Consider the following 9826-nt stretch of genomic DNA (forward strand, 5'->3'; position numbering starts at 1 on the left):
CCACTGGACCACCCTCACCAACGCCAAAAACACCTACGACCCCACCCACACCCTCACCCCCGGCCAAAACATCTTCCCCTAACACACAAAAAACACCCGGAATCCGCGTCCGGAGAAATAGGAAATCCCCCGTCGCACGCCCCCGTTCGCCGACCGAAAGGCCGAATTCCCCATGCATGCCATCCACCACACCGACCGGGCCATCCTGGACCACCCCACCCACGCCGTCTGGGAGGCCATCGTCGACGAACTCAACGGCAGGACCACCTGGTGGCACCCCCACAACACCCACCAGCCCGGTCCCACCGGCCCCCAGCAGGAGGGCGGCACCACCACGACCACCGTCCACACGGGTGGCGTCGGGAAGCCCGGTCCCAAGCTCCGGTTCACCTCCACGACCACCCACGCGACGCCCGACGCCCGGCTGACCCAGAGCCACACCGGCCACTTCCACGGCACGACGACGTACCAGCTCACGCCCCACAACGACGGCGCGCAGACCCTGCTCACCGTCACCTTCGCCACCACCCCGCACGGCCTCGCCAAGTTCCTCCACAAGCTCACCAACCTCACCGCCAAGCACACCACCGCCACCCAGCGCGCCCTGAGCAACCTCCGCCACCACCTCGACAACCAGAAGTAAGAACCGTCACCGGAAGAGGAAGAGGAGGCCCGCCGTGACCATCACCGAGATCCGCACGCTGCCCACCCGGCACGCCGTCACCACCACCGACCACACCGCGACCACCGACGACCACGCGCTGCTCGCCATCACCGTCCACCAGCCGGGCGAGCCCGACCCGAGCCGGCCGTTGGTGGTGCTCGTCCACGGCTGGGCCGCGTCCCGGACCGTGTGGCACGCCACCGCGAGCCAGTTGGCGGCGGCCGGGCACACGGTGGCCACGTACGACCAGCGCGGTCACGCCTCGTCGACGGCCGGACGGGAGCCGATCGGCATCGAGCGGCTGGCGCGGGACCTGGACACCGTGGTCGGGACGCTCACCACGCCGGAGCGGCCGGTCGTGGTGGTGGGGCACTCCGGTGGCGGGTACGCGGCGCTGGCCTGGGCGGCGGGGCTGTCCGCGAAGGGGCCGTCCGCCGCGAAGGGCGGGGCAAGTGTCAAGCCGCTGGCGGGACTTGTGCTGGTGTCGACGGCTTCGCACGGGCAGAACACGCCGGCGAACGAGGTCAAGATGATGGGGTCGAAGCTGTTCAGCCGGGCCCTGGGGACGCCGTGGCTGGGCCGTCGGCTGCTCGGTGGGACGCACGGGCCGAGTGCCACCCTGGCCGCGCGGGAGGCCAACCGCCGGTTGTTCGCCGCCACGGTGCCGGCCGTCCGGGCCGCCTGTTTCGCGTCGACCCAGGAGATGGACCAGCGCGCGGGCCTGGCCGGGATCACCGCGCCGACGGCGGTCATCACCGGGACCGAGGACAAGATCGTGAAGCCCAGCTTCAGCCAGGAGCTCGCCTCGGCGCTGCCGCACGCCGAGCTGCACCGGATTCCCGGCACCGGCCACATGGTGCCGTTGGAGGCCCCGCAGCACGTCGCGCACCACGTCCACCTGCTGGTCACGGCCGGCCGCTGACGACCGTGACCACCACCGCCCCCGCCGGCGTCCTGGCCGCGCTGCTCCCGCCCCACGTCCACTGTGCCGAGTCCTTCGGTGACCCGTCCGAGGAGCGACTGCTGCCGTTGGAGGCGGCGTACATCCAGGACCGTTCGCCGCGCCGCCGACGGCAGTTCGCCACCGCCCGGGCACTCGCCCGCCAGGCGCTGGGCGCTCTCGGGCACCCGCCGGTGCCGCTGCTGCCGGGGCCCGGCGGGGCGCCCCGATGGCCGGTGGGTGTCACGGGCAGCATCACCCACACGGACGGGTACACGGCCTGCGCGGTCGCCGGTACCGGGCGGCTCACCTCGCTCGGGATCGATGCCGAGCCCGCCCGGCCGCTTCCCCGGGGCGTGCTGCAGCTGGTCAGCAGTGCGTCCGAACGCGGCGGCCTGGCGGAGCTGCCCGAGGGCCAAGCCCCGTGGGACACCGTCCTGTTCAGCGCCAAGGAGGCCGCCTACAAGGCCGTCCATCCGCTGACCGGCACCTGGGCTCCGCTCGCGGCCATCGCCGTCACCGTGCACGCCGACGGCACCTTCACGGCCCGGCACCCGCACCTCCCGGCCGTCCGCACCGGCTCCTGGGGCGTGCACCGCGGCACGGTCGTCACCGCGCTCGCCCTCCCGCCGTCCCGGGCGACCGCCGCATGAGACGCCCGCCGCCTGTGGACCACGCCCGCCCCGCTCCTCGTTCGACGCCGGTACGGCTGGTGCCGAACGAGGGGCGGGGCTACGGGGTTTCACCCTGATCCGTGTGGCGCGCGGCCGGTTCGCCTGCGGCGGGCGCGGCGGGGCTCTAGCGTGGCGTCGACGTTGTCGGCGGACGGAAGGGCGCTGAGGTGGATTTCCCGAGCAGGAAGGCCCTGGACGGGTTGACGGAGGCCGAGCACGGCGCGCTGGCGGCGATGCACGGCACGGTCAGCGGCCTGCACGCGGAGTGGCGGTCGGCGCTCGCCGTGGAGATGCGGTTGAGGTACGCGGCCGACGCCGCCGAGGGCCGTCGCGACGACGGGGACGACGGGGTGGCACCGCGGCTCGACTACGAGGTCGCGCGGGAACTGAACGGCGCGGCCTTCGAGTTCTCGCAGGCGGTGGAGGTGCTGCTGTGGCGTACGGCCAGCGCGTACGCGGTGCTGGGCATCACCGTGCTGGACCGGCTGGTCGCCGGAAACCCGCCGCTGTCCGAGGGCGTGGTGGGGCAGCTGTGCGAGGAGCCGCTGCTCGGCGCGTTCGAAGCCGCGGTCACCATCCCGGTCGAGCAGTTGCTCGTGGCCCGCGACGGCGCCGAGCAGGCGCATGCCCGCAAGGGGCGGCGGAGGATGGCCGCACTCGTGGAGCAGGCGTACGGGTGCCTGGAGGACGAGGCGCTGCCGGCCGCCGCAGGACGCGTCGCCGCGGCTCGGAGCCGTCTGTCGGTGGCGGCTCCGGAGGGCTTCGACGCGCCGTGGCTGGGCTACCTGGAGCCGCTGGTCGGACTCGCACGGCAGGGGCCGTACGAGATCAGCGCGTTCCTGAGGCGCCGGGCCTGAGGCGCCAGGCCTGAGGCGACGGACCCGACCCGGCCGGGCCTCCCCGGCGGCGGCACGTGATGCGGCCTCCGGGGGGCCGGCTGCCGGGTGGACGGCCGGACCGACGTGGTCGGGCAGCCGGTCAGGCCGCCGTGGTCGGGGCGCCGGGGCGGTCGTCCTGTCGCGCGACGGCCACCGACCACTGCGGGAACTGCTCCGCGGGTATCGCGGAGGAGGCGGCGGAGGCGGCGGAGTCGGGGCGCAGCGACGCGGCGGGGAGGAACACGACGCGGCAGCGCCGGCACAGCCAGGTCGCCCGCCACACCTGGTGGAGCTGCTGCCACTGCTCGTAGGTCCGCGGCCACTGGTCCGCCGCGTCGCTGCGGCGGCTCCGGTGGGCGAAGTGGACGGCGAGTCCGATGCCCAGCAGGACCGCGGCGAAGAGGAACGCGCCGTAGTGGTAGCCGAACTGGTACGCGGCGTCGTCGACGTCGGCGGCCTTGTCGCCGGAGCCCAGCGTGGTCAGTCCCAGCAGGCCCATGAGGCCGGCCAGGACGAAGAGGGCGATCGCGGCCCCGCTCGTGCCCCGGGGCTCGGACGGCATCGTCAGCAGCTCCCGCGTCGGCGGGTCGAGCGGCCGGTCGGAGTCCAGGAGGGCGAGGCGCACGGTGACGGTTTCGTCTGCTGCGGCGCAGGTCGGGCAGGTGGTGCTCATCGAGAGGTGGCTCCGGAAGTGGTGCATGGTGTACGTGGTGTACGGAGGAGCACGTAGTACAGCACAGGGAACTGACTGCTCGTGCGACCGGCCCCGGAGCCGGGAGGCCGCTCCCGGCGGGAGGCGGCCGCGGCGGGTCCCGACGGGTCACGGCTCGTCACGGCGCCAGGGCGCCTCCGAGGGCGAGGGCGAGGTCGGCGAAGCGCTCCGCGATGAGCCGGTGGGCCTCCGGGGAGGGGTGGAGGCCGTCGGGGAGCGGGTGGGCCTCGTGGTCGGGCTCGCCGTAGAGGGCCAGGCCGTCCAGGTGGTGGAGGTGGTGGTCGCCGTCGGCCCGGCGGTCGGCGACGATGCGGGCCAGTTCGGCGCGGATGACGGTGAGGGTGAGCCGGCCGGCGGCGACGTCGGCGGGGTCGCCGGTGGCTCGGAAGCGGAGGGTGCCGCTGCTGAAGTCGGGGGCGAGCGGGCCCGGCACGGTTTCGTGGAGCGGGCAGAGCAGCGGGGAGACGAGCAGCAGTGGCGTGCCCGGGTGGCCGTCCCGGACGGTGTCCAGGAAGCCGTGGATGGCCGGGGTGAAGGCGCGCAGCCGCATCAGGTCGCTGTTCACCAGGTTGATGCCGAGCTTGAGGCTGATCAGGTCCGCGGGGGTGTCTCGGATGGTGCGCGCGGTGAAGGGGTCGAGCAGGGCGCCGCCGCCGAAGCCGAGGTTGGTCAGGTCCAGGCCCGCGCGGTTGGCGACCAGGGCGGGCCAAGTGCCGGTGGGGTGGACGGCGTTGGAGCCGTGGCTGATCGAACTGCCGTGGTGCAGCCAGCGCTTGCGGGTGCCGGTCGGGACCGGCTCGACCGGGGCGTCGGTGTCGAGGGCGATCAGTTCGGTGGTCTCGGTGTGCGGGAGCCAGATCTCGACGGTCTTGTCCCGCTCCGGCAGACCGGTGAACCGGGCGCTGCCGGCCGGTCCTTCGGTCAGTTCGAAGCGGCCGGTGGCGAGGTCGACGGTGCGCAGGTTGCCGCCGGGGACGCCGGCCTGCGCGGTGAGCCGGCCGTCCACCAGGAGGTCGTAGACGCCGTCCGGGACGTTCGGGACGCCCGGGTAGGCGCGCTTGGTGGGGACGGCGTGCAGCGTGATCGTGGTGGCGCGGGTGCGGAAGGCCAGCCGGACGCCGGAGGGCTGGGACTCGGCCATCGCGAGCTGCTCGTCCGGGATCCGTCGGCGGGCGGCGGCGGGCAGGCGGTGCGGCAACAGGCCGCGGCGGGTGTGTTCGACGTCGAGGTGGCCGTGGAGGAGGTCCTCGGTGACGGGGGTGGTGATCGTGGTCATGATGCTTCTTCGGTTCGTCGGGTCGTCCGGTCGTCCGGTCGTCAGACCGGGCTCATGGGCGGATGGCCGGACTGGTCGTACGGGAGGCCGGTCAGTCGGTCAGCCGGTCGCACGGACTCCGCCCGAGCGCAGCAGCGCGTCGAGGGAGTCGATGATCCAGTCCCAGGACTGCCGCGCGTCGACGGCGGTGTGGCTGAAGCCGCCGGCCGCCTCCAGGCTGATGTAGCCGTGGAAGACGCTGCCGAGCATCCGCACCGCGTGGGTCTGCTCCGGTTCGCCCAGGTCGTAGCCGCGCAGGAGCGCCCTGGACATCTGGGCGTGCCGGACGCCCGCGCTGGCGGCGGCCGTCTCGGCGTCCAGGCGCAGGCGGGTGGCGTCGTAGCGGCCGGGGTGGCGGGCCGCGTAGTCGCGGTAGGCGTCCGCGAAGGCGGCGAGCGCGTCGCGGCCCGCCCGGCCTGCGAGGGCGTCGGCGACGAGGTCGGCGAGTTCCTCCAGGGCGTACAGGGCGATCCGGGTCTTGAGGTCCTGGGAGCTCTTGAGGTGGGAGTAGAGGCTGGCCGTTCGGACGCCGAAGCGGCGGGCGACCGCGGCGACGGTCACCTGGTCGAAGCCGACCTCGTCGGCGAGTTCGGCGCCCGCGACGACCAGGCGTTCGACGGTCAGCCCTGCCCGTGCCATGTGCGTTCTCCCGTACGGTCGCGTCGGTGGCCTACGGACAGTATGGGATTGCCTAAATAGTTTAGGCAAATGGAAACGACCAGCTCAGCCCGCTCAGCCCGCCAGGATCACCGTCTCCGCCGGCCCCGAGAAGCCCGCCGCCTGCGGCTGGCTGCCCGTGGCGGCCAGCCGGCGGTGCTCCTGCGGACTGACGCCGCGCACCCGCTTGAAGGCCGCCGAGAGCGCGAAGGCGTTGCTGTAGCCGACCTTGCGGGCGGCGAAGGCGACGGTGCACTCGGGCTCGCGCAGCAGGTCGGCGGCGACCGCCAGGCGCCAGCCCGCCAGGTACGCCATCGGGGGCTCGCCGACCAGCGCGGTGAAGCGGCGGGCCAGGCCGGCCCGGGAGACCCCGACCCGCTGGGCCAGCTCGGCGACCGTCCACGCGGTGGCCGGGTCGTCGTGCATCAGCCGCAGCACCGGGCCGACCACCTGGTCGTGCTGGGCGCGGTACCAGGCGGGGGCACCGGAGTCGGGGGCGGCCAGCCAGGAGCGCAGCACGGAGACCACCAGCAGGTCCAGGATGCGGTCCAGGACGAGCTCCTGGCCAGGCTCGTTGCGCCCTATCTCGGCGGCCAGCAGGTGCACCAGGGTGTCGTCGGCGCCGGTGCCGGCCGGGCGGACCAGCAGCGCGGGCAGGCAGCCCAGCAGCCGCTGGCCGATCTCGTGCTCGGCCTGGTAGGTGCCGGACAGCACCACCGAGGAGGCCCGGTCGCCCTCCCGCCCCTGGCCCCAGGTCCGGACGCCGAGCGACATCACCTCGGAGACGTCCACCCCGCCCTTGGTGCAGACCTGCCCCGGGCCGACGATCACGTCCACCGGGGTGTCCGGATCGTCCGCCACGGTGTACGGCTCCGGGCCGCGCACGATCGCCACGTCCCCGGGGTGCAGCAGCAGCGGGGTGCCGCGCTCGGGCAGGATCCAGGCGTCGCCGCGGACCATCGTCACGACCGAGAGCGGGGCCCGGTCCTCGATCCGCAGCGACCACGGCGGGGTGAGGATGGAGCGCAGCAGGAACGCGCCACGGGCCTTGGGGCCGTCGAGGAGTCCCGTCAGAGTGTCCATGCCGCCAAGTGTAGACGTCGGCACATCATTTGACGCTTCGTCATTTGAGAGACTCTTGAGTGATCGAGGTGGCCCGCACCGCCCCGATGCCGGATGATCTGCCCACGGGGTATGGACCGAGACACGGCGAACGCGATACGGCGGTACGGCAGTACAGCGGTACCGACAGCGAGAAGTGAGGGGCTCACGACGATGGAAACGGCACGCACACTCGTCCTGGTGGCGGCCACTGTCACCTGTGGACTGACCGCGGGACTGTTCTACGGATTCTCCTGCTCGGTCATGCCCGCGCTCGCGCGGGCCGAGGACCGGACCTTCATCGAGGTCATGCAGCGCATCAACAAGGCGATCCTGAACGGCTGGTTCGTCCTCGGCTTCGTCGGCGCCCTGCTCGCCACCGCGGCCGCGGTCGCCCTGCACCTGCCCTCGGACGGGCACGACGTCCTGCCCGCGACCATCGCCGCCCTCGTGCTGTACATCGCGATGATCGGGGTGACCCGCTCGGTCAACATCCCGCTGAACGACGAGCTCGAGGCCGCCGGGTCGCCCCAGCGGATCGCCGACCCGGCCGCGGTGCGCAGCCGCTTCGAGGCGCGCTGGGTGCGCTTCAACGTGCTGCGCACCCTGCTGTCGACCGGCGCGCTGGCCTGCCTCGCGTGGGCACTGATCCTCAACGGGCAGAGCTGACCGGCCCCGACCCGCTCGACGGGCGGAGCCGACCGGGCCGAGCCCCTTCGACGGCCGGCCCGGACCCGCTCAGCAGCCGGGCCGAGCCCGTTCGACGGGCGGCCCCAGCGCGCCGCCCGTCCCCCGCCACCCTCTGCCGCCGGCCCGACTCAGCCGCAGAGGGTGGCGAAGCCGTACCCGCGCGCCTTGAGCGTGGAGATGATCGTCGGCAGCGCGGCCACCGTCTGACTGCGGTCGCCGCCACCGTCGTGCATCAGGACCACCGAGCCGGGACGGACGTTGTCCAGCACCCGTGACCGGATCGCGGCGGTGCCGGGGCGGGACCAGTCCGCCGGGTCCACCGACCAGAGCACGACCTGCTTGCCGAGCGCCGCGGCCTTCGAGCGCACCGTGCTGTTCACCGCGCCGTACGGCGGGCGCAGGCAGCTCGGGGTGCGGCCGGTCCGCGCGCGGATCGCCCGGTCGGTGTCGGCCACCTGCGCGTCGAGCGCGGCGGCGGAGAGCTTGCGCAGGTCCGGGTGCGACCAGGAGTGGTTCTGCACGCTGTGGCCCTGCTTGGCGACCTGCGCGGTCACCGAGGGGTGGGCGGCGACGTTCTGCCCGATCTCGAAGAAGGTCGCGCGCACCCCGTACCGGGCGAGCGTCGCCAGGACCTTGGGCGTGTAGGCGGGGCTGGGGCCGTCGTCGAAGGTCAGGTAGACCACCTTGCCGCCGTTGGCGCCGGCCGCCTCCGCCCCGGTGGCGGGCAGGGCGACCGCCGCTCCCGCCGCCAGGGCGACGACGAGCGCGCCGATCGCGGTCCGGATCCTGCCGACTGCCGTTCGCCTGCCGGGTCGTACGGTCATGTCTGCCCCCTGCGGTCGGAACTCCCGTGCACCGGCCGCCAGTCTGCTCCCGAGGGGCCGTCCGCCGCGACCCTCCGTCGATCGCGAGCGAACGGAACCGGCCAGTGGGAGCACCGGGTGGCGAGCACCGCCGGGCACCGCGGGTATCGGACATGCCGAGGCCCCCGGCGGGGTTCCGCCGGGGGCGCGGTGCGGGGGTTCGGCGTTCAGCGCCCCGCGCGGCCGTGCAGCACCAGGGAGCGGGTCAGCGCGAACAGTCCGCCGGCGCAGAGCGCGGTGCGGAGCATGTTGACCGGCACCCAGGTGTCCGCGAACTTGGCCCGTACGGCGGCCAGGTCGTGGATCTGCGCCGGGTCGCCGGCCGCCGCCAGCTCGTTGTTGAGCGGGATGTTGACGCCCATGGTGACGATCAGCGCCACCACGTACAGCGCCGTCGCGGCCGCCGCCCAGAGCGCGGCCTGGCGCCGGCCGGCCTTGTGCTGGAGCCAGGCGGCGATGCCGGTGGCGAGGAACGCGCCGACGAAGACCAGGCCGAACAGCCCGTTCCCGTCGATCGCCTTGTTGATCTGCTGCATCGCCGCCACGTAGGTGTGGTCGTCGCCCGCCGCGAGGCCCGGCATCACCGAGACGTCGAAGGCGAAGAACAGGCCCGCCATCAGGCCCATCGCGACGGTGGCGCCCACCAGGAGCGGCCCGGCGGCCTTGCTCCGGGTGGCGGGCACGGCCGGGGCCGTACCGCCCGGCGCGAGGCCGGTGAAGGACTGTGCGGCGGTGTAGGAAGCAGGGGTCGCGGTCTGATTCGAGCGCATCGGTTTTCCTTCGGTCTCCCCGGTCCCCGCCCGACGCGGGGACCCTCCCGGTGTCCGGGCCGCCGGCCTCCTCACCGCTCCCGGCCGGGGCCGGGTGTTCGGTCAGGCGGTCGGCGCCGCCCGGCACCGACGATCAAGTGGACTGCCGTACGGACGGCAGGTGTTGCCCTTCTGGCTGGTCACGCGTTCCACACGCCCGAGGCGGCGGCCTCGCGGGCGTAATCGGCGAAGTCCCGCGGCTCGCGGCCCAACGCCCGCCGCACCCCGTCGCCCAGCGACGCGTTGCGGCCGTCCAGGATCACCGAGAACAGCTCCGCGAAGTCCGCCGGCAGCCCCGCCGCCTCCAGCACCCCCCGGTACGACTCCTCCGACACCGCCTCGAACCGCACCTCACGCCCCGTCGCCGCCGACAGCTCCACCGCCACGTCCGAGAACGTCAGCAGCCGCGGCCCCGTCAGCTCGTACACCTCCCCCGCGTGCCCCGCCTCCGTCAACGCCGCCACCGCCACGTCCGCGATGTCCTCCGCGTCCACGAACGGCTCCACCGCACCACCCACCGGCA

12 protein-coding genes and 1 pseudogene are annotated in these 9826 nt (G+C 73.8%); 6 read left to right on the plus strand and 7 right to left on the minus strand.

Annotated features, from left to right (window positions below; all coding sequences use genetic code 11):
- The 5 genes from ACFU7Z_RS28205 to ACFU7Z_RS28225 form a co-directional block, all read left to right on the plus strand.
- On the plus strand, positions 1–82 hold an 82-nt coding region (locus ACFU7Z_RS28205; protein ID WP_375873872.1), incomplete at its 5' end, for a hypothetical protein.
- A 90-nt stretch (positions 83–172) separates the two neighbouring features.
- Complete coding sequence (locus tag ACFU7Z_RS28210) at positions 173–643, plus strand: SRPBCC family protein (RefSeq protein ID WP_074004792.1); 471 nt, start codon at positions 173–175, stop codon at positions 641–643.
- A gap of 34 nt (positions 644–677) precedes the next feature.
- Entirely contained in the window at positions 678–1586 is a 909-nt protein-coding gene (locus ACFU7Z_RS28215; protein WP_380780487.1) for an alpha/beta fold hydrolase, read from the plus strand.
- 5 nt (positions 1587–1591) lie between these two features.
- Complete coding sequence (locus tag ACFU7Z_RS28220; protein WP_380780489.1) at positions 1592–2257, plus strand: 4'-phosphopantetheinyl transferase; 666 nt, start codon at positions 1592–1594, stop codon at positions 2255–2257.
- A 188-nt stretch (positions 2258–2445) separates the two neighbouring features.
- Positions 2446–3135 (plus strand): hypothetical protein, encoded by a 690-nt coding sequence (locus ACFU7Z_RS28225; RefSeq protein WP_380780490.1) that lies wholly within the window; start codon positions 2446–2448, stop codon positions 3133–3135.
- A 121-nt stretch (positions 3136–3256) separates the two neighbouring features.
- On the opposite strand, the gene ACFU7Z_RS28230 is transcribed toward ACFU7Z_RS28225, so the two are convergent.
- The 4 genes from ACFU7Z_RS28230 to ACFU7Z_RS28245 form a co-directional block, all read right to left on the minus strand.
- Positions 3257–3829 carry a hypothetical protein gene (locus ACFU7Z_RS28230; protein WP_380780492.1) on the minus strand — a complete coding sequence of 191 codons (573 nt, stop codon included), beginning with the start codon at positions 3827–3829 and terminating at the stop codon, positions 3257–3259.
- 157 nt (positions 3830–3986) lie between these two features.
- Positions 3987–5144: a GDSL-type esterase/lipase family protein gene (locus ACFU7Z_RS28235; protein WP_380780494.1), complete on the minus strand. Its 1158-nt coding sequence runs from the start codon at positions 5142–5144 to the stop codon at positions 3987–3989.
- A 99-nt stretch (positions 5145–5243) separates the two neighbouring features.
- Positions 5244–5822, minus strand: coding sequence for a TetR/AcrR family transcriptional regulator (locus ACFU7Z_RS28240; protein ID WP_074004797.1), 579 nt, complete (start codon positions 5820–5822; stop codon positions 5244–5246).
- 93 nt (positions 5823–5915) lie between these two features.
- A complete protein-coding gene (locus tag ACFU7Z_RS28245; protein ID WP_049653291.1) occupies positions 5916–6923 on the minus strand; it encodes an AraC family transcriptional regulator in 1008 nt (335 codons plus the stop codon).
- A 219-nt stretch (positions 6924–7142) separates the two neighbouring features.
- Here ACFU7Z_RS28245 and ACFU7Z_RS28250 point away from each other — a divergent pair, with 219 nt between their 5' ends.
- Entirely contained in the window at positions 7143–7610 is a 468-nt protein-coding gene (locus tag ACFU7Z_RS28250) for a DUF1772 domain-containing protein (protein ID WP_310593231.1), read from the plus strand.
- A gap of 149 nt (positions 7611–7759) precedes the next feature.
- Here ACFU7Z_RS28250 and ACFU7Z_RS28255 read toward each other — a convergent pair whose 3' ends face one another.
- The 3 genes and pseudogenes from ACFU7Z_RS28255 to ACFU7Z_RS28265 form a co-directional block, all read right to left on the minus strand.
- Positions 7760–8455 (minus strand): polysaccharide deacetylase family protein, encoded by a 696-nt coding sequence (locus ACFU7Z_RS28255; protein ID WP_049653289.1) that lies wholly within the window; start codon positions 8453–8455, stop codon positions 7760–7762.
- Positions 8456–8661: 206 nt separating this feature from the next.
- Positions 8662–9264, minus strand: coding sequence for a DUF1772 domain-containing protein (locus ACFU7Z_RS28260; RefSeq protein WP_049653286.1), 603 nt, complete (start codon positions 9262–9264; stop codon positions 8662–8664).
- 179 nt (positions 9265–9443) lie between these two features.
- Positions 9444–9826, minus strand: a pseudogene (locus tag ACFU7Z_RS28265) (NmrA family transcriptional regulator); the annotation flags it as partial.

Origin of the sequence: Kitasatospora sp. NPDC057518 (genome assembly GCF_042802075.1) — a bacterium.
In the GTDB taxonomy this organism is placed as follows: domain Bacteria; phylum Actinomycetota; class Actinomycetes; order Streptomycetales; family Streptomycetaceae; genus Kitasatospora.

What these genes read in the sequence shown, in the direction of transcription:
- ACFU7Z_RS28210 (WP_074004792.1), top strand. Translation starts at nt 173, where the DNA reads ATGCATGCCATCCACCACACCGACCGGGCCATCCTGGACCACCCCACC.
- ACFU7Z_RS28230 (WP_380780492.1), bottom strand. Translation starts at nt 3,829, where the DNA reads ATGAGCACCACCTGCCCGACCTGCGCCGCAGCAGACGAAACCGTCACC.
- ACFU7Z_RS28235 (WP_380780494.1), bottom strand. Translation starts at nt 5,144, where the DNA reads ATGACCACGATCACCACCCCCGTCACCGAGGACCTCCTCCACGGCCAC.
- ACFU7Z_RS28240 (WP_074004797.1), bottom strand. Translation starts at nt 5,822, where the DNA reads ATGGCACGGGCAGGGCTGACCGTCGAACGCCTGGTCGTCGCGGGCGCC.
- ACFU7Z_RS28245 (WP_049653291.1), bottom strand. Translation starts at nt 6,923, where the DNA reads ATGGACACTCTGACGGGACTCCTCGACGGCCCCAAGGCCCGTGGCGCG.
- ACFU7Z_RS28255 (WP_049653289.1), bottom strand. Translation starts at nt 8,455, where the DNA reads ATGACCGTACGACCCGGCAGGCGAACGGCAGTCGGCAGGATCCGGACC.
- ACFU7Z_RS28260 (WP_049653286.1), bottom strand. Translation starts at nt 9,264, where the DNA reads ATGCGCTCGAATCAGACCGCGACCCCTGCTTCCTACACCGCCGCACAG.